17 protein-coding genes are annotated in these 18,637 nt (G+C 70.0%); 10 read left to right on the forward strand and 7 right to left on the reverse strand.

The genetic code is table 11. The annotated features are described in order from the left end of the window. Positions 1-28: 28 nt before the first annotated feature. Both ACFWY9_RS32100 and ACFWY9_RS32105 read left to right on the forward strand, forming a co-directional pair. Positions 29-871, forward strand: coding sequence for a BTAD domain-containing putative transcriptional regulator (locus tag ACFWY9_RS32100; RefSeq protein ID WP_378329993.1), 843 nt, complete (start codon positions 29-31; stop codon positions 869-871). Positions 872-931: 60 nt separating this feature from the next. Beyond that, entirely contained in the window at positions 932-1,618 is a 687-nt protein-coding gene (locus tag ACFWY9_RS32105) for a winged helix-turn-helix transcriptional regulator (protein ID WP_378329994.1), read from the forward strand. Positions 1,619-1,691: 73 nt separating this feature from the next. On the opposite strand, the gene ACFWY9_RS32110 is transcribed toward ACFWY9_RS32105, so the two are convergent. Beyond that, the gene (locus ACFWY9_RS32110; RefSeq protein ID WP_378329995.1) at positions 1,692-2,312 is read right to left on the reverse strand and encodes an L-threonylcarbamoyladenylate synthase; all 621 of its coding nucleotides are present in this window, start codon (positions 2,310-2,312) and stop codon (positions 1,692-1,694) included. Between the two features lie 170 nt (positions 2,313-2,482). Between ACFWY9_RS32110 and ACFWY9_RS32115 the strand changes: the two genes are divergently transcribed. Together ACFWY9_RS32115 and ACFWY9_RS32120 are read left to right on the forward strand one after the other, a co-directional pair. Beyond that, the gene (locus ACFWY9_RS32115) at positions 2,483-2,995 is read left to right on the forward strand and encodes a DUF899 family protein (protein ID WP_378329996.1); all 513 of its coding nucleotides are present in this window, start codon (positions 2,483-2,485) and stop codon (positions 2,993-2,995) included. A gap of 203 nt (positions 2,996-3,198) precedes the next feature. After that, positions 3,199-5,535 carry a sensor histidine kinase gene (locus ACFWY9_RS32120; RefSeq protein WP_378329997.1) on the forward strand — a complete coding sequence of 779 codons (2,337 nt, stop codon included), beginning with the start codon at positions 3,199-3,201 and terminating at the stop codon, positions 5,533-5,535. A 7-nt stretch (positions 5,536-5,542) separates the two neighbouring features. Here the strand turns inward: ACFWY9_RS32120 and ACFWY9_RS32125 are convergent, their stop codons facing one another. Together ACFWY9_RS32125 and ACFWY9_RS32130 are read right to left on the reverse strand one after the other, a co-directional pair. Continuing rightward, positions 5,543-6,148 carry a DNA-binding response regulator gene (locus tag ACFWY9_RS32125; RefSeq protein ID WP_378340619.1) on the reverse strand — a complete coding sequence of 202 codons (606 nt, stop codon included), beginning with the start codon at positions 6,146-6,148 and terminating at the stop codon, positions 5,543-5,545. Between the two features lie 325 nt (positions 6,149-6,473). Continuing rightward, a complete protein-coding gene (locus ACFWY9_RS32130) occupies positions 6,474-6,650 on the reverse strand; it encodes a hypothetical protein (RefSeq protein ID WP_378329998.1) in 177 nt (58 codons plus the stop codon). A gap of 485 nt (positions 6,651-7,135) precedes the next feature. Here ACFWY9_RS32130 and ACFWY9_RS32135 point away from each other — a divergent pair, with 485 nt between their 5' ends. Next, complete coding sequence (locus ACFWY9_RS32135; RefSeq protein ID WP_378329999.1) at positions 7,136-7,882, forward strand: helix-turn-helix domain-containing protein; 747 nt, start codon at positions 7,136-7,138, stop codon at positions 7,880-7,882. Between the two features lie 316 nt (positions 7,883-8,198). Then, a complete protein-coding gene (locus tag ACFWY9_RS32140) occupies positions 8,199-8,804 on the forward strand; it encodes a DNA-binding response regulator (protein WP_378330000.1) in 606 nt (201 codons plus the stop codon). Between the two features lie 30 nt (positions 8,805-8,834). Here ACFWY9_RS32140 and ACFWY9_RS32145 read toward each other — a convergent pair whose 3' ends face one another. The 3 genes from ACFWY9_RS32145 to ACFWY9_RS32155 all read right to left on the reverse strand — a co-directional run bounded on the left by ACFWY9_RS32145 (position 8,835) and on the right by ACFWY9_RS32155 (position 13,962). Continuing rightward, positions 8,835-9,932: a sensor histidine kinase gene (locus ACFWY9_RS32145; protein ID WP_378330001.1), complete on the reverse strand. Its 1,098-nt coding sequence runs from the start codon at positions 9,930-9,932 to the stop codon at positions 8,835-8,837. Between the two features lie 270 nt (positions 9,933-10,202). Continuing rightward, complete coding sequence (locus tag ACFWY9_RS32150; RefSeq protein ID WP_378330002.1) at positions 10,203-11,648, reverse strand: SagB/ThcOx family dehydrogenase; 1,446 nt, start codon at positions 11,646-11,648, stop codon at positions 10,203-10,205. Positions 11,649-11,697: 49 nt separating this feature from the next. Beyond that, on the reverse strand, positions 11,698-13,962 hold the full coding sequence (locus tag ACFWY9_RS32155) for a TOMM precursor leader peptide-binding protein (RefSeq protein WP_378330003.1): 2,265 nt from the start codon (positions 13,960-13,962) through the stop codon (positions 11,698-11,700). A gap of 305 nt (positions 13,963-14,267) precedes the next feature. Here ACFWY9_RS32155 and ACFWY9_RS32160 point away from each other — a divergent pair, with 305 nt between their 5' ends. The 3 genes from ACFWY9_RS32160 (at position 14,268) to ACFWY9_RS32170 (ending at position 17,037) form a co-directional block, all read left to right on the forward strand. Continuing rightward, positions 14,268-14,948, forward strand: a complete 681-nt coding sequence (locus tag ACFWY9_RS32160) for a winged helix-turn-helix transcriptional regulator (RefSeq protein WP_378330004.1) — start codon at positions 14,268-14,270, stop codon at positions 14,946-14,948. A gap of 155 nt (positions 14,949-15,103) precedes the next feature. Beyond that, on the forward strand, positions 15,104-15,685 hold the full coding sequence (locus ACFWY9_RS32165; RefSeq protein ID WP_378330005.1) for a hypothetical protein: 582 nt from the start codon (positions 15,104-15,106) through the stop codon (positions 15,683-15,685). Further along, the gene (locus ACFWY9_RS32170; RefSeq protein ID WP_378330006.1) at positions 15,682-17,037 is read left to right on the forward strand and encodes a copper resistance CopC/CopD family protein; all 1,356 of its coding nucleotides are present in this window, start codon (positions 15,682-15,684) and stop codon (positions 17,035-17,037) included. The genes ACFWY9_RS32165 and ACFWY9_RS32170 overlap by 4 nt, the downstream gene beginning before the upstream one ends. A 21-nt stretch (positions 17,038-17,058) precedes the next feature. Here ACFWY9_RS32170 and ACFWY9_RS32175 read toward each other — a convergent pair whose 3' ends face one another. Further along, positions 17,059-17,739, reverse strand: a complete 681-nt coding sequence (locus tag ACFWY9_RS32175) for a maleylpyruvate isomerase family mycothiol-dependent enzyme (protein WP_378330007.1) — start codon at positions 17,737-17,739, stop codon at positions 17,059-17,061. Positions 17,740-17,905: 166 nt separating this feature from the next. Here ACFWY9_RS32175 and ACFWY9_RS32180 point away from each other — a divergent pair, with 166 nt between their 5' ends. Then, positions 17,906-18,625, forward strand: coding sequence for an MgtC/SapB family protein (locus tag ACFWY9_RS32180; RefSeq protein WP_378330008.1), 720 nt, complete (start codon positions 17,906-17,908; stop codon positions 18,623-18,625). Positions 18,626-18,637: the final 12 nt, after the last annotated feature.

Here is an 18,637-nt window from a genome sequence, read left to right on the forward strand (position 1 = left end):
ATGAAGACTATCGAGTGGAGGCTCGCTGATGTACTCCGAGAGCGGCTTGTCGGACCGGTTCGCCGGTGCCCACGCTCCGGGCGCGGCCGACCCTTCGGGCAGCGACGTCCGCTTCACCTTGCTGGGCCCGCTCGAAGTGCTCCGAGACGGCGTCGATCACGCACCGACCACGCCGAAGATCCTCCAGCTCCTCGCCCTGCTCGTGCTGCGGCCGGGGAAGATGGTGCACAGCGATTCGATCATCGCCGAGCTGTGGGCCAACCAGCCACCGCGCAGCGTCCGGACCACGCTGCACACCTACGTCTACCATCTGCGCCGGTGCATCGAGCAGAACCAGCTGGCCGCCAACGCGGAAACCATGCTCGTCACCAAACCGCCGGGCTACGTCTTCCGCATCGACCCCGCGCAGGTGGACGTCCACGCCTTCACCCGGCTCCAGCAGCAGGGCAGGACACTGCAGTCCCAGCACCGCCACGCCGAGGCGGCCATGACCTACCGAGCCGCGCTCGACCTGTGGTCGGGCCCGCCGCTCGCCAACGTCCACTGTGGACCGGTGCTGTCCGGCTACACCGTGGACCTGCTCGAACAGCAGCGTGGCACCCTGCATCTGCGTTTCGAGGCGGAGATCAACAGCGGCAGGCACCTGGAGCTGATCGGGGAACTCCGTTCGCTCGCCGCGGAGAACCCGCTCGACGAAGCGCTGCACGGGCAGCTGATGCGGGCGCTCGGCCGCAGCGGCCGCCGGTCCGACGCGATGGCCGTCTACCGCGACCTGCGCGCGAGGCTGACCGACGAGCTGGGCGTGGAGCCCTGCGACGAACTCCAGGTGCTGCACCACGACCTGTTGTCCGAAGGCGAACAAGCGGTGTGACGGAAGACGGAGATCACCGGAAATCGTTGAGCCCCATCGAGATCATGTGAGGACCGAGGTATGACAACTCGCACGTACGGACAGTTCTGCGGCCTCGCCCGCGCGCTGGAGATCATCGGGGAACGCTGGGCGCTGCTCGTCGTCCGGGACCTGATGCTCGGCCCGAAGCGGTTCACCGACCTCCAGCACACGCTGCCGAAGATCCCGACCAGCCTGCTTTCCGCGCGCCTCAACGAACTCGAGCAGTCCGGCGTCGTCCGGCGGAAGGTGCTCCCCCAGCTCGACGCCGGGGTCGTCTACGAACTCACCGAGTACGGCAGCGAACTCGACCAGATCGTCCTCGAACTCGGGCTCTGGGGCGCGCGGTCACTCGGCCACCCCGGACCGGAGCAGGTGTTCACCCTCGACTCCGCCATCCTTTCCCTGTACACCACTTTCAACCCCGAGGCCGCCGCCGGCGTCCACATCACCTTCGAGGTCCGGCACCCCGACGACATGATCGTCCACGCCATCGTCGACGACGGAACGGTCAAGGCGGGCGAAGGCTCCCATCCCGGCGCCGACCTCGTCATCACGCCGCAGGGCCCGGTCTTCATCGACGTCCTCACCGGCCAGCTCCGCGCCACCGACGCCCTGCAGTGCGGAGCGGTCCACATCGACGGCGAGCCCCAGCACTTCGAGCTGTTCACCCGGCTCTTTCGCATCCCGGCGCCGCCCGACCTGCCCGAAGGCCTCAGCGTCCGCTGAGCCGCCCCGAGCGAGCGGGACGCGCCCGGGCTCCCCCACTCCCGGCGCGTCCTGCTCGCGTCCCCGCTCGCGGCTATTCGAACCGGGAGGCGTCGCCCGCCCCGTGGCGGACGACCTCGGCCTCCCCCGAGGAGAAGTCGATCACCGTGGTCGGTTCGACCCCGCAGTCGCCGGAGTCCAGCACGGCGTCGAGGACGTGGTCGAGCAGTTCCTTGATCTCCCAGCCCTGGGTCAGCGGTTCACCGGCTTCGGGCAGCAGGAGCGTGCTCGACAGCAGTGGTTCACCCAGCTCGGCGAGCAGAGCCTGGGTGACACCGTGGTCGGGGATGCGCACCCCGACCGTCTTCTTCTTTTCGTGCATCAGCCGTCGCGGCACCTCCTTGGTGGCGGGCAGGATGAACGTGTACCGGCCGGGTGTGGCCGCCTTGACGGCGCGGAACACCGTGTTGTCCACGTGCACGAACTGGCCGAGCTGCGCGAAGTCCTGGCACACCAGGGTGAAGTGGTGACGGTGGTCCAGCTTCCTGATCGCCCTGATCCGGTCGATCCCGTCCCGGTTGCCCAGCTGGCAGCCGAGCGCGAAGCAGGAGTCGGTCGGATACGCGATCAGCCCGTCGGCACGCAGGATGTCCACGACCTGCCCGAGCGCGCGACGCTGCGGGTTCTCGGGATGAATGTCGAAGTACTTCGCCATGTCGGAAGTTTAGGCCGCGAAACCTTCGGGGGCCCGGCGGCGCGCACGTCTTCCAGCGTGCGCTCTTCGCCGCCGTGCCCGTGCGCAGGCGAGAGCGCCGGGGGCACAATCGCGGAGCACCCTGTTTTCGGTGCCCCGGCGAGACATCGCCGGAGCGGGAGGGATACACGATGACAGTGCCGGAGCTCGTCAGACCCGGATCCGGGACCGCGCGGCCGGTTCCGATGACGGCCTATCTCTTCGAAGGAGACAACGGTCTGGTCACGCTTCGTGAAATGTTCCTCGACCGCCAGTGGCTCCTCGTCCACCACACCATCCCCGACCGGATCACGCGCACGAGTTCCTCGGCCGAGGTGGAGCGCATGCTGTCCGGCCCGTTCCGGGCGGACTGCCGGCTCGCCATGGTTTCCCGTGCACGGTACCGGAAGCTCGCGCAGTACCGGCGGAACCTCGGCTGGGATCTGCCCTGCTACTCGGCGATCGGCCACGACTTCGGCGCGGACTTTCCCGCCACGTCCGGGGTTTCGGCGGGTACGTGGGACGACGAGATCCCCGGCGTCAGCTTCTTCCGGCGCACCGGGGACGGGATCGTCCACATCGGCTCGATCGGTGTTCCCGGACTGGTCTTCCTCATGCGCGCGCTGGACGTCCTGGATCCCGCGCCGGTGACCCCGTGCGGCTAGCACCCGGCGGCCGCCGCCGTAGTCCGTTCCGCCCATGGTGCGTCGGAACGGCGTAATCTTCATCCCCACCCCGGCGACAGAATCCTTTTCGTGGCAACGACCCGGCTTCGACCGCGTGGGTCCCGGCCTCGGCTGAGTTAGGATCGCACCTGCACAAAAGCCTTTGACAAGGCGCGGCCGTCGAGATACCGGAGGAGATCCGTGTGACGCCTCCGGTACCCGGGAGAGAAGCAGGCCACCTGACCGCGCCCACGGAGCCGCCCGGCACCGCGAGCGTCGACCAGCGGCCGAAACGTGCGTGGCTGCTCGCCCGCGTCGTCGTCACAGTCGTCTTCTTCGGTCACGTCGCGGTCGGTCTGACGACCGTCCTCAACGCGAATCTCGGGTTCGCCCGCACCGCTTACGCCGTACTGGCGCTGGCCGGGCTGCTGGCGATCCAGCTGCTCTACTTCAGCAGGCCGACCACCCGGCTCCGCTCGCGGCTGAGCGTGCTCATGCTGTTCGGCCAGGCCGTCCTCGCCTACCTCCCCATCGTCACCTTCGGACAGCTGTGGATCGGCCTTCCCGGGTTCGTGGCGGGCAGTGCCCTGCTGGTGCTCCCGGTCCGGTTCGCCTGGCCGGTCTTCGGGGCCGTCGTGGCCTCGGGGGCCGTCATCCAGGCGGCGCTGACCGGCGACCTCGTCGACATCCTCTACACCCTGTTCGGCATGTGCACGTTCGCGCTCGACGTCTACCTGACGAGCAAGCTCGCCCGCATGGTCACCGAGCTGCACGACGCGAGGTCCGAGCTGGCCCGGCGCGCGGTCGCCGAACAGCGGCTCCGGTTCGCCAGGGACCTGCACGACCTGCTCGGGCTGAGCCTGTCCGCGATCGCGCTGAAGGGCGAGCTGGTCCGCCGCCTGATCACCCGGTCGGCCGAACAGGCCCAGCACACACTGACGGAGATCACCGATCTCGCGCAGAAGACCCTTTCGGACGTCCGCTCGGTCGCGCGCGGGTACCGCGAGGTCTCCCTGGCCAACGAGTTCCGGACCGCGGAATCCCTGCTGAACGCGTCCGACATCGCCGTGCAGGTGCATCTGGACCACGACGCACTGCCCGTCCAGACCAGGTCCGCACTGGCCAAGGCGCTGCGCGCGGGCGTGACCGACGTGCTGCGCCGCACCGGCGTCGCGCACTGCGAGATCTCGGTGTCCCAGCGGCAGAACCGGCTCTCGCTCGTCGTCACCGACGACGGGAACCACGACGAAGACGCCATCGACCAGGACGAGCTCGCCGCCCTCCGCGAGGAAGTCGCCGCGCTCGGCGGCACGATGTCGGCAGGGCTCGACGAAGGCGGACGCCACCGCCTGGGTGTCGAGCTGCCCCTGCCGGCGGACGGCATCCCGGACACGACCACGAGCGGGACCGGCGAAGGCCGCCCTCCCGCCGACGCGCGGCTCGTCCGGAACCTGCTCATCGCGACCTTCACCACCTTCACCATCGGGGTGGAGCTGCGGCTGCTGTACCTGACCCGCGAGTGGTGGCAGATCGCGCTCACCGCCGGTTACCTGCTGGCGCTGCTCGCCCTGCAGCTGTCCTACTTCAGCCGCCCGGCCACCCGCCTGCGGTCGCCGCAGACGTACGCCCTGCTGTTCGTCCAGGCGTGTCTGATCTACCTGCCCCTCATCCCGCTCCAGCAACACTGGGTGAGCATTCCCGGCATGCTCGCCGGCAACGCGCTGCTCGTGCTTCGCCCGATCGGCGGCTGGAGCGTCTTCGCGCTCACGGTCGGCAGTGTCGTCTGGATCAACATCGCGCAGGGCGTGGAGGTGACCTACGTCGTCTACGCCGCGACCTCGGCGGTGCTGTCCAGCATGATCGTGTTCGGGCTGATCTGGCTGCTGCGGCTGGCCACCGAGCTGGACAACACCCGCAGGCGTCTCGCGCAGGTCGCCATCGCCGAAGAGCGGCTGCGGTTCGCCAGGGACCTGCACGACCTGCTCGGGATGACGCTGTCCGCCATCACGCTGAAGAGCCAGCTCGCCTGCCGGGTCCTGCAACTGGACCGGGACAAGGCGAGCGACGAGGTCGACGAGATCCTCGGCCTCACCCGGCAGGCGCTTTCGGACGTCCGTTCGGTCGCCAGCGGCTATCGGGAGCTGTCGCTGGAAAGCGAGTCGCGCACCGCACAGTCCATTCTGGTCGCCGCGGATGTCCGGGTACGGCTGGAGATGGAGCATCAGGACCTTCCCGCGCCCGTCCGCACCGTGCTCGCCGTCGTGCTGCGCGAAGGCGTCACGAACGTGCTCCGGCACAGCGAGGTCGAACACTGCGAGATCGCGGTGCGGCGCGTGGAGAACAGGGTGAGCCTGGAGATCGTCAACGACGGTGTCCGGTCTGGCAACGGCGCGGTCACGCTCAAGGCCGACGGCCGCACGGAGGCGGCGAGCAGCGGGATCGAGAACATGTCCGAGCGGGTGACCGCCCTCGGCGGCAGGCTGACCGCGGGAATCGAGCCGGACGGCCGGTTCCGGCTGCACGCCGTCGTCCCGGCGTGAGACCCGGCTACAGCCAGCCCGCCTCCTTCGCGATCCTGATCGCGTCGACCCGGTTCCGCGCGTTGAGCTTCGCCACCACGGTCGTGAGGTAGTTCCGCACGGTTCCGGCCGAGAGGTACAGCTGTGCGGCAACCTCGACCGTTTCGTAGCCCTCGGCGGCCAGCCGCAGCACGTCGATCTCACGGCCGGTCAGCGGACAGTCCACTGTGTCCCACGCGGCCAGCGCGAGATCGCCGTCCACCATCCGCCGTCCGGCGACGACGCCGCGGATGGCGTTGGCGAGCTTGTCCGGCGGGGCGTCCTTGAGCAGGAAGCCGCTGACCTTCGCGGCCAGCGCGCGGCGCAGGGTGCCGGGCCTGCCAAGGCTGGTGAGGATCAGGGTCCGGCACGCGGGCAGATGCTCGTGCAGCTCCCCCGCCGCGGTCAGTCCGTCCTTTCCCGGCAGGTCGATGTCGATCACCGCCACCTGGACGCCGGTGGACCGCGCGACGGGCAGGATCTCGTTTCCCGAGGCGACTTCCGCGACGACGTCGATGTCTGGCTCGAGCCGGAGTAATGCGACCAGCGCCCCTCGGACAATGTGCATGTCCTCGGCAACCATTACCTTGATCACCAGGCCCCCATTCGCCACGCCCCCGGAGTGTCAGTTAAACACTTCGCTGGTGACTATCGTTGAGCCATTCGGGTAGCGCGGTCACACGGAGCCGGAAGAACGGGCGGACCACCGGTTCGAAAGGGCTGTGAGGATATCCGCTCGCATTCGGCCGATCACCAAACGTGACTCGTGCACTGTTCGAGAACCAGCCCCCGGCAGCGCACAATTCCGCCTTCGAAAAAAAATGGAAAACCGGTCGCCGGGTGCGCCTGCCGCGCCACCGACGACCGGTCTGCCACGGTGCCGGCCGGGCACCGACCTCCCTGGTGGTCGCCGCCGGAGGTCAGGCCGCCTCGAGAACCGGCGATGTACAAAGCGACGTGGGTGAGAGGGCGAGATTGCCATTCGCCCACTGGTCGAAGTGGGCGATCTCGAGCTCGGTCGAGCGATCGCAATTCTTCACATCGACACCGAGGTCGGCGAGGACGGAAACAACATCGCCAGAAATTGCCTTGATCATTCTTTGCTCCCAGTGGTGAATCAGCACGTTTCACGTATTTCAAATAGTCCCCTCGCGGTCACTCGAATTCCAGTGCCCACATCACCGTGCGTCCGTGCTTTGCTCATGCTCCGGGCAGCGCACGCAGCACTAGACCGATAGAGCTACCAGAACGAGGATTTAGCGGGAATTCACCTCGTGATCGTCACCCGAAGTAGCCGCTCGACTCGGATACACCGAACTTCCCTCGACAACGAGTCCGACCGGCCGACACGGGACCCACCTGCTGCGATCACCGAACGTGACCACGGCTCAAGACGCACGGAAATGGGTATGCGAAACGCATGTCCCCGCCGTGGACAACACATATCCACTCATTGCACGGAGCACTTAAGAAGTAGACGCGAACCCTTCTAGAGTCGTAGCAGAAACAATTCTCAGCCGATCGGCCTTTTCGCTGGGCGGCACGATCGGCGGAACCGGCGACGAGGAGGAGGGCGGCCAGCATGGACGAGATCGTCCGGCGCGCCGTGGCACGCGCCATCGTGACCATGCAGGACAACCTGGGCGAACGGCTCACCATCGACGACATGGCCCGGTCGGCCATGTTCAGCAAGTTCCACTTCTCGAGAGTGTTCAACCAGGTCACCGGGCTTTCCCCGGGCCGGTTCCTCTCGGCGCTGAGACTGGCCGAAGCGAAGCGCCTCCTGGTGTCCACCTCGACGTCGGTGACGGACATCAGCCATCAGGTCGGGTACAACAGCGTCGGCACGTTCAGCGCGCGGTTCAGCAGCAGCGTGGGCGTTCCGCCGTCGTCCTACCGGCAGCTGCGGGGGCGGACCCCGCGCGTGCCCGAACAGCGGGAGTGCGCCCGTTCCGGGGCGGGCGTGCGCGGCCAGCTCCGGTGCCCGCCCGCCACCGACGTCGGCATGGTGTTCCTCGGCCTGTTCCCCGGCCGCATCACCGAAGGGACACCCGCGCGGCACACGTTCCTGACCGGGGCCGGGCCCTACCACCTGCAGGACGTGCCGGTCGGCCGCTGGTACGTGCTGGCACACGCGTGGGGCGCCTGCCGGCTCGAAGACGGGGGACCACGTCCGTACGTCGGTGTCGCCGGGCCGGTCACCATCCACGAAGGTGTCGCGGCGAGCCTCGCCGACGTCCGGCTCCGGCCCCGCCGCGGGTTCGACCCGCCGGCCCTGCTGGCACTCCCGGACCTGCGCCGCGTGGTCCCGCAGCCGCTCGCGGTCTGAACGGCGGATTCCCGGTGGGCCGGACGGGGGAACCGGCGGGACGGGGACAACGGAAATCGTTCGTGCCCGAACAATCTGACCGCGGCCGGGAATCCCGCCGATGGGGCGGCGAAGACGACACCGCTAGCGGCCCCATTTCCCGGCCTCGAATTCCCCTCGGCGATATACCGCCGGTCGCCGGACAAGATGCGTACGATCGCCGCTTGATCGGGTGCCGCGGCAATCACCGGTATGGCGGCCGAATACCACTGTCGGGTCGGGACAATGGCGTACGATGTGTGCGGGGAACAGGAAACGGACTGGGGTGAGGACCATCGTGATCAGGGTATTGCTCGCCGAGGACATGCACATGGTCCGCGGTGCGCTGGTCGCGCTGCTCAACCTCGAGTCCGACATCGAGGTGGTCGCCGAGGTCGCCTCCGGTGAGGAGATCCTGCCGACCGCGAAGGCCGTGCAGCCCGACGTCGCGGTGATCGACATCGACCTGCCCGGCAAGGACGGGCTCACCGCGGCGATGGAGATCCACGCGAGCCTGCCCGGCTGCCACACCCTGATCCTGACCTCGCTCGGCAGGTCCGGCACCGTGCGCCGGGCACTGGACGCCAAGGTCAACGGCTTCCTGCTCAAGGACGCGCCGTCGGACAAGCTCGCCAACGCGGTGCGGTCGGTGGCGGTGGGCCGCCGGGTCATCGACAGCGAGCTCGCGCTGACCGCCTGGGAGACCGACGAGTGCCCGCTGACCCCGCGCGAGGTCGAGATCCTGCGCCTGACCGCGCGGGGCCGCACGGTCGCCGACATCGCCGCCGAGCTGTTCCTCTCGCCCGGCACCGTCCGGAACTACCTGGCCGCGGTGGTCACCAAGCTCAACGCCCGCAACAGGGTGCACGCGATCCGGATCGCCACCGAAGCCGAGTGGCTCTGAGCGACCGGGCAGCCCTCCCCGCGCACCGGCTCACCCGAGGTGGCGCCGCACCTCGCAGGCGGTCAGCGGCACCCTGGCGAACAACCGGTGCGAACCGTCCGGCCGCACGTCCGCGGTGAGCTCCCCGCCGAGCGCGCCGACCCGGTGCCGCAGGTTCCGCAGCCCGCATCCCGCGCTCGCGCACGGCGTCTCCGGCTCCTCGGGGACGCCGTCGTTGACCAGCTCCAGCCAGGCCGCGGTGCCCGAAGCCCGCAGGGTGAGCCGGCACCGGCTCGCCTTGCTGTGCCGGATCACGTTGGTGACGCCTTCCCGCAGCACGGTGGCCAGCGTGGTGGCCACCGGCGGGGACAACTCGACGGGGCCGCGGTCCACGAACACCTCGACCCCGGCGGCCCGCAGGACACCGATCGCGGCCAGGCATTCGTCGTCGAGGGAGAGGTCGCGGTATCCCGCCGCGACCGAGCGGACGTCGGCCAGCGCCTTGCGGGACATGTCCAGGAGTTCCACCAGCTCCTCCATCGCCCGCTGCGGCTGGTCGACGATGAGCCGGTGGGTCAGCTCGCCCTTGAGCGTGATCGCCGAAAGGCTGAGGCCGAGCAGGTCGTGCGCGTCCCGTGAGAACCGCATGCGCTCCTCGGCGACCGCGCGCCGGGTCAGCTCCGAACGGGTCTCGGACCGTTCGGCGGCCAGCCGGGCCGACCAGGTCAGCCCGAACACGATCAGCGCCGTCACGGCGGTGGCCAGCGCCGCGGCCGGTCCCGTCCCCGCCTGCCCCGGGAAGCCGGTCAGCGCCCCCACGCCCCCGGCCACCGCGAGCATCCCCGGTATCGCGAGGATCGGCTTCGCCACCAGCAGCAACCCACCCGCGAAGAAACCCGACAACACACTCCACGCGACGCCGAACTGCAGGATCGGGAGAATGCCCAGCGCGGCCTGCACGACGAGCGCGGGAACGCCGTGGCGCCGGCCGCCCGGCCGTCCCAGGCAGGTCAGCTGCACCGCGACCAGCCCGGCCAGGTAACCGAGCCCCATGACCTTGGCGAACCAGGACGCGGCGAGCGCGAGGACGGGGAGCGCGGCGAGGAGCGCCATCCCGGCGCAGACCACCCCGTGCACCGCGGAGATCATGAGCGGCCTGGGCCCTTCGGACAACCGGTCCAGACCACTCGGGACCGCTCGTGACCCCGCCGCGCCGCCGGATACTCCGTTCGCCGCCGCCGGTCGCGTCCGTCTGCCTGTTGCCCTGATCCTTTTCGCCATTGGTACCACGGTCGCCCTCCGCGTCCCACTTCCCCAGTGGCGACAAAGGTAACAGGAAAAACGATTACCAGCCGAAAGGAACAATCGCGCGCGCACTTCGCCCGCGGCTACCGCCGGCGGCGGAAAACGATCATCCGGTCACCAAGGGAAATCGAGAACGCACTCACCGACACTCACCTCGGCGGGCCATTCCAGTTTCAGCGCCCGGTCCACCCGGTCGCTGGCGTCGACCGGGACGGCGTGCGCGGCCAGCCCCATTCCCTTGGCGGTGAGGTACAGGACCTGTTGCAGCGCCCCGACGTGGACCAGCGTCGTGGTGTACGCGGCGCCGCCGAGCACCCAGGCGATCCGGGACATCCGGGTGGCGATGGTCAGCAGCAGGGACGGCCTGCGGTTGCTGCCGCCCGCGACCATCGCCATGTCCAGCATCGCGCCGAGATCGGCGCCGTCGTCATTGATCAAGGTCAGCGTGTGCCAGAGCGGATCGTAATGGTAGACGCCCTTCGCCAGGCCGGAACAACGATTCACGCTCACGTACAGCTCGAGTTCGTAAAGGCACGCGACACTGAAATACGGCCGTTGGGACGCCTCATGGCTCGGCCCGGAGGGCAGGTGTGCCGGCCCGACCGAACGGACCCTGGCGGCGCGGTAGAGGAATTCACCCACCTGCCTCGCGTCCAGCTCGCGTTCGGTGAACGCCGGGCAGACGTGATCGTCCTCCAGCAGCGCGGTGAGCGCCGGCCCGGGCGCGTCCGCGGCGATTTCGGGGCGGTACAAAGGAAAAGTCGGCCCCGCGGTGACCGGCTTGACCACCGGCGGCGGCGTCCCGTCGCGCGCCGCCCCGAAGTCCGGCGGGCCCGCGCTCGGCCAGGTGCGGCTGCGGATGTGGAACAGCAGATCGTCGGGCGCCCAGAAACCCAGCTCCGGGTCGTCGTCCTCGGCGAACCCGCCCAGCTCGTCACCGGCCAGCACGACCCCGGCGCCCACCAGGAACGCCACGACGTCCGCGACGACCGCCCACGACAGCCCGGTGACCGCGACGACCTGCGCGATCGTGGTGGGCACCGCGAGCGAGGAGGCGATCACGATCGCGGCGTGCCGGACGAGCAGCACCTGGTAACGGGCGCAGGGCGAAACCAGCAGCATCCCGCCTTCGGCGGGCCGCATCGACACGAACCGGGACAGCTTGACCGGCTGCTCGCCGGGCACCGGGCGGACCGCGAAGCTCGGCGCGAGCGTCACCGGGATCGCCGAGAGCAGGGGTGCCCCGCCGTCGGTGAGGCCGAGGGTGCGCACCACCGAACCACCCAGCCGGTCGAGCACCTTGCGCAGCGCGACGGCCCAGTACTCGGTGGCGGGCTCCGCGTAGTGGACGGCCGCCGCCACATTGGTCAGCGAGATGGGCCCGAGCGCCATCCGCCGCAGTGATTCGCGGATCAGCTCGTCGGTCTCGGGGAACTCGAATTCACCCCAGCGGGTGACCACGACGACCGAGCCGTCCTCGCCGAGTTCGACCAAGGCGTCCTCGGTGAGCGACCACAGCTGGATCGTCTCGCCCGGCCCGCCCCTGCCTTGCGATGTCACCCTGAAACTCCTGTACTCCGTGTCGCCGGTCTTCCCGGAGCCGTCCTCCCTAGAGGAACAGCGGGAACGGATTCAGCCGCTCGTACGGCGTCGGCTCGGTCAGCCTGCCCAGCCGTACCGGGGCGTCGAACAGCCTGCCGGGCGCGAAGCGCGCCCAGAACGGCCGCAGCCCCGGCACGATCACCTTGACGACCGGCAGCTCGACGTCGGGGCGGGTCTGGTCGAGGACGAGCATCTCCATGCCGCGGGCCGCCAGCAGGCGGCCGAGCGCGACCACGTCGTCACGCACGTCCTTCCGGTGCACGAACTCGAAGTCGGCCTGCGTCCTGGCCGGTACGCCCGCGGCTGGCCGCAGGTACGGCTGATTGGCCACGGTCGCGTAGCGCATCCAGCGGTCCGCGTCGACGTCGCCGAACGCCGCGCCCTCGGCGCCGAGGGCGGGGAGCAGCTGGTTCAGCTCGGTCACCGCGCGACGCAGCGCGATCCGCGGGTCGAGGTGCGCACCGAGGCCCATCATGATCTGCTCCTGCGGCCCGTCGGTCCGCCGGGACAGCGCGACCATCACCGGCACGCCCAGATCCGAGGTCACGTCCAGCGCCCACAGCTCGCGGCCGAGGTCGGTGTAGTGCCCGGCCATCTCCGCGATCAGCGGATCGCCGAACGCGCCGAGGTCGACGCCCGGCACCGGCGTGCGGTTGTACCACCACAACGCCACCGCGTCGCGTTCGATCAGTTCCAGTGTCCCTTGCAGGATCGCGTCCTCGAGACTGCTTCCGGCCGCGCAGCCGTTCGAATCCGCGCGTACGCCGCGGATCCCGCACTCCAGCGGCGCGCCGTAGTAGAGGTAACCGGTCGGGAGCAGCCTGCGGCGCCCGGCCAGCGACCACACCGGTGTCCAGTCGATCTCTTCGTCCTCGTCGAACCGCTCGCAGACGTTCTGGAACGGCGCGTGCTCGGCGTTCCACCGCGCGCGGTCCCGGTACTGCCGCTCGTCGAAGAGCATGCAGCTGTTCGGATGCACCGCTTCGCCGCCGAGCGAGCGCAGCGACCCGCGCACCCGCAGCTCGTCGCCCTGGTAGTTGCCGGAAAACCGTTCCACCGCCTCGCAGAGCGCGCCGACCTCGGCGTCCATCGGGGTCGCGCCCTTGCCGCCGTTCTCCCCGCGGAGTCCCGCCTGCAGCCCGGCCAGCCCGGTGACCGCGCGGGCGGTGTTCAGCCCGGAGCGGTAGGCGTTGATGAACGGCGGCGCGTTCCGGTCGCGCCGGATCTCCTTGATGATCCCGGTGACCGGGCTGACCAGGTGGCGATAGCGGTCGAGCACCTGCACCGGGGTGAGCGTGCGGTGCCCACCGCCCGAGGAGGTCACCTTGACCGCGGGGCGCAGCCGTACCGGATGCGCCGTCCGCGCGGCCACCAGTCCCGGGTCCCCGCATTCCGGGCACTGCGGCCTGCGGCGCAGCTCGTGCAGCCTGCCGTGCAGATCGAGCGTGTCGAGCACCCAGACGCACCGCTGTCCCGGATTTCGGTACCCGGCAAGCCATTTGCTCGTCTCGAGCGCGATGAGATGCGCCGCGGCGGCGGTCAGCGGCGGCACCGTGGACACCGGGCGCCGCGCCGGGCCCACGTGGCCGAGGACCGCCTGGACGCAGGCCTCGGCGTGCCGGTGGCCCCACAGCCTGCTCTCCAGGCAGTGCCAGCAGCCCGATTCGCCGGGCTGCAGGAACGGGCCGATCCACACCTGCGCGCCGACCGGGCGCGCGAGCAGCCACGGCTGCCCGGTCCGGCGGTGCTCGGCGTCGATGTCGGCCAGCCGCGGGTCGAGGTAGTCCTCGCACAGCACGACGGAAAGGCCGGTGGCCAGACCGCGGTCGCCGCGGTCCGGTTCGAGCGCGGCATCGGCCAGCGCCCGCTCGACCTGTGCCGTGTCGACCTCGTCGCCGACGGCGATCAGCCGGACGCCGGCGGGTTTTCCCCGCGCGACGGCGGCGGCGTCGATGCCCGCCGCGTCCCAGTACGCCAGTGTGCGCTCGTCGGCGGCCTGGTCCTCCGGTGTCCGCAGGCTGATCAGCCCGGCCTCCACGAGCCGCGCCAGCAGCCCGGTCACCTGCTCGGGCACCATCCCGTCGGGCCGGGCGCGGAGCAGGTCGTCCAGGCCGCGGGTCCCGTCCAGCAGGGCGGCCAGCGACGCGATGTGCGCGCCGCGCATGGCGATCACGCCCTGTTCGGAGAACAGGTAGGCACCGTTCCCCTCGCTGATCTCCGCCCGCAGATGCCGTTTGAATGCCAGCGTCGGACTGACCGCCCCGGTGGTCATCGCGCACCGGGCCGGGATCGCTCTGGTACCGACACTGACTCACGCATGAGCACTCCCTGCCGTGGTGGGACGTACCGGGTTGCAGCAGATCCTCCTGTCGACGGCGGGTGGACGGCCAGTGCCTGCCACACCGGCCTGATATGCGAAACGCATGTGCCACCGGGGAGGAACCCACGCCCGACGGGTGCCGAGGGCACTGGTTTCGAGGCGGCGTCTCGGTCACAGTCGACGAAGAGGACGTGCGCCCGCCGCGCCTTCGGCACCGGGCGCACTGTGGGCACCACCGAGCAAGTAAGGACCGACGTATGACCACGCGCACTTACGGACAGTTCTGCGGCCTCGCCCGCGCGCTCGATCTCGTCGGGGAGCGCTGGTCGCTGCTCGTGATCCGCGACCTCGTACTCGGCCCGAAGCGGTTCACCGATCTCCAGCGGACCCTGCCGAAGATCCCGATGAGCCTCCTTTCGGCGCGGCTCAACGAACTCGAGCAGTCCGGCGTCATCCGCCGCCGGGTCCTGCCGCAGCTGGACGCCGGCGTGGTGTACGAGCTCACCGAATACGGCAGCGAACTCGACCAGATCGTGCTCGACCTCGGCCTGTGGGGAGCCCGCTCCCTCGGTCATCCCGCGCCCGGCGAAATCCTCACCCTCGATTCCGCCATTCTTTCGCTCTACACCACCTTCCGCCCCGACAACGCCGTCGGTGTCCACATCGCCTACGAGATCCGGCACCAGAACGGCGTGGTCGTCCACGCGCTGATCGACAACGGCACCCTCAAGGCGGGCGAAGGCTCGCATCCGGGGGCCGACCTCGTCGTCGCGCCGACCGGCCCCGGTTTCGTCGACGTCCTGGCCGGACGGCTGACCGCCGCGGACGCCGTCCGGACCGGGAAGGTGCGGATCGAGGGCGAGATCGGGCATCTCGAACTGTTCACGAAGCTGTTCCACATCCCGGCGCCGCCCACGCCTGCCGAAGGCATCGGCTGACCTTCACGGCGCGGATTGTCCCCGGAAAACCCGCGGACAATCCGCCGAACGGCGCAACCGGCCGTCCATTATCGGCAATCCGGAGTAACCGTCCAAGCAGGACGAACGACTATCGTCGAAACGATCGTGTTCGTGACCGGCTTAAGGGGCCTGCCATGTCGACGTCCGGAATCACGCGGCCGACCGGTTTTCTGGGAAGCCTGAACAGCAGATACCACCATCTGGCCCTCGCGGCGTTCATGGTCGTCGTGCTCGCACACTGGGCCGAGCACCTCGCGCAGGCGTTCCAGATCTACGCGCTGGGGTGGAAAACCCCCGACGCGCGCGGCGTTCTCGGTATTCCCTTTCCGTGGCTGATCAGTTCGGAATGGCTGCACTACGGTTACGCGATCGTCATGCTGATCGCTTTGTTCCTGCTGCGAAAGGGTTTCGCGGGGCGTTCGCGGCAATGGTGGAACCTGGCGCTGGGAATCCAGTTCTGGCACCACATCGAACATCTGCTCCTGCTGCTGCAGGCGCAGACGGGCTGGCGTTTTGCAGGGCAGAAGGTGCCGTCCAGCATCATTCAGCTGTTCATCCCCCGGGTGGAACTGCATTTGTTCTACAACACGATCGTCACCATCCCGATGATCGTCGCGGTGATCCTGCACCGGCGGGCGCCGGCCGCCGAACGCGCGCGGACCGGCTGCTCCTGCGGGGCGCCCCGGCCCACGGCTCCCGCGCTGTCCGGGTCGTGAGGACGCGGACCGCGCGGCGCGGTCTCACGCTGCTGCTGTTCCTGGCGGGCTGGCTCGGGCTGGGCGTGCTCGCCGCCGCACCCGCGTCGGCACACGTCGAGATCATCTCCGCGACACCCCGCGACGGCACCCGGCTCGGCACGTCCCCGGCCCAGGTGTCGGTGGTGCTCTCGGAGAACGTCGGCATCCAGCCCGGCGCGATCCACGTCGTGGACCAGCGGGGCAACCGGGTCGACGACGGGCCGGTGTTCCAGCCCGGCACCGTCGCCGAGGAACTCGCCGTCCGGCTGAAGCCGAACCTGCCCGAGGCGAGCTACCTGGTCGAGTACGCGTTCGTCTCGGCGGACTCGCATCCCGTACGGGGTACGTTCGCCTTCGTCGTCGGAGCGGGGCCGCTCGTCACCTCCGCCGGGGCGGTGTCGGCGGCGACCGGCACCGACGCGCTGGTGGACGTGTTGTTCACCGTGTTCCGGTGGGTTTCGTTCGCCGGGGTCGCGCTGCTCGGCGGGCTGGTGTTCGTGCTGACCTGCCGTCCGGCGGGGCGGACCGACCCGCGGGTACGCCAGGTGCTGCGCTACGGCTGGGTGCTCACGGCGGTCACCGCGGTGGCCGGGTTCCTCCTGCAGGGCCCGTACGTGGCCGGCCGCGGGGTGTCGGCTGTGTTCGACCCGGAGATGCTCGCCTCGACGCTGCGGGTCGCGTACGGGAAGCTCCTCCTGCTGCGGCTGGCCGCCGTCGGGGCGCTGGCCTGGCTCGTCCCCCGGCTGCTGGTGCCGCGCGGCACGCTGCCCGAACGGCTGCGGTCGCGGTACGAGAACCTCGCGATGGTGGCCGGGTTCGTGGTGCTGCTGACCTTTTCCGCCTCGGGGCACGCGGTGACGGATCCGATCATGTTCTTCTCGGTCACCGCCGACCTGGCGCATTTCGGCGCGATCGCGGTGTGGGCGGGCGGGCTCGTCCAGCTGGCGCTGTGCCTGCGCCGCCCTTCCGACGGCGAGGACCCCGGCGCCGTGGTGGCCCGGTTCTCCCGCACCGCCGCGACGTCGGTCGTGGTGGTCGTGCTCAGCGGGGCGTACCTGGGCGTCCGGACGGTGCCGTCGCTTGCCGCGCTGTGGTCGACGACCTACGGGGTGATCCTGCTGCTCAAGCTCGCCGGGTTCGCCGGGCTGCTCGCGCTCGCCAACGTCGCGCGGCGGGCGATCCTGCACGAGGTGGCCGGGCAAGGTGGCGGAACCGCGGTACGGACGGTCCAGTTGCGGCGCCTGCGTCTCGCGGTCGGCGCGGAGGTGGTGCTGGCGACGGCGGTGCTGGGGCTGGCGGCGATGCTCTCGTCGATGTCCCCCACCGGCTGAGTCACGCGACCCGGCGGCGGCTCATTCGATGCGGGCCGTGGGCGGGCGGAACGGGCCCCATGCGAACGCGGGCAGCCAGGGCCCGGGGTCCGCGGACCAGGTCAGCGCACTGATCTGGTCCAGCGACCGCCGACCGGCGAGGCTGCGGTAGAGCACGTCGGGCCGCGCGGTGAGGATGGCACCGGCGGGTCCCGCCCCGGCGAGCCAGGCGCTGCCGCCCGGGGTGACGATGCGCAGTGCGGGCAGCCCGCGTTCCACGATCGACCCGGAGAACCCGCGGACGAGGACTTCGAAACTGGCCACCCACGCCACGTGCTCGGCGGGGAAGCCGAGGCCGAGGGCGTAGCGCAGGTCCAGCTCGTGGGTGAAGGCGTCGGTCACCAGGACGTCGCCGCGCTGCCCGCCCGCCGACTCGAGCCGCAGTTCGATCTCGGCACCGAGGACGTCCCACCGGTCGAGGAGCTCGCCGAGCCGGAGCTTCCCGTGCACGGGCGGCACGGCGGCCCCGAAGCGCGCCAGCGCGCGTTCGGCGATTTCGACCAGGTGCGCGAGCAGGTCACCGACTGTCCACTCCGGACAGGCGGGCACGTACCGCGTGGTGGCGCCGGGATATTCCTCGAGCAGTTTCCGGATGTTGCGCCGCACTTCGGAATAGCCGACGTAGTCCTCCGCCACCGCGGCGTTCTGCTCGCTGATCGTCACACCCGGCCTCCTCGCGAGTTCGGTGACGCTCAGTATGTGCGGGGTGCCGGGCCCGCGGTTCTCACGCCGTGCGCACCAGGGCACCGGGGTGCCCGCACGGCGAAATCGGAGAAGGTGCAAGGTGACCCAGGACGGTGATCGACGCGAAGGACGGAGGCGATCGTCAGTGCACGCCCTGTGGTCCACGGGTGATCAGTGGGCCCTGCTGCCGCCGGTGCTGCTCGCCCTGGTGCTCAGCACCGCGATCGGCATGGAGCGCGAGGCCGGGGCCAAGAGCGCGGGCCTGCGGACACATACCCTGGTCGGGGTCGGTTCCGCGGTGTTCATGCTGGTCTCGAAGTACGGTTTCGCCGATCTGCTGAGCACCGAGCACGTCGCGCTCGACCCGTCCCGGATCGCGGCGCAGATCGTGTCCGGGATCGGCTTCGTCGGCGGCGGGCTGATCTTCGTGCGGCGGGACGCGGTCCGCGGGCTGACCACCGCGGCCACCGTGTGGGTGGCGGCGGCGGTCGGGATGGCCTCGGGCGCCGGCCTGCCGGTGCTCGCCGTGGCCACCACGATCGGGCTATTCGTGATCACGCGGGGTTTCCCGCCGCTGGCGAAGTTCGTCGCGCGGCACCGCAAGGAGCCGCCGATCGTGCGGCTGAGCTACAACGACGGGCACGGCGTGCTCCGCGCCGTGCTGGAGACGTGCACCGGCCGCGGCTGGATCGTGGTGCGAGTCGCGGTCGACCGGGAAACGGTTTCCGAGGAAGGACAACGGGTCGCGATGGTCACGCTGTTGCTGGACGGCCGCGGTGATCTTCCCGACCTCACCGCCGAACTCGCGGAGCTGCCCGGGGTGCGCAGCACCGCCACGGGCGCGGAGGATCCGGTCGAGGAATAACCGGCACGGGCG

The organism is Amycolatopsis sp. NPDC059027 (genome assembly GCF_042739735.1).
Lineage (GTDB): Bacteria > Actinomycetota > Actinomycetes > Mycobacteriales > Pseudonocardiaceae > Amycolatopsis.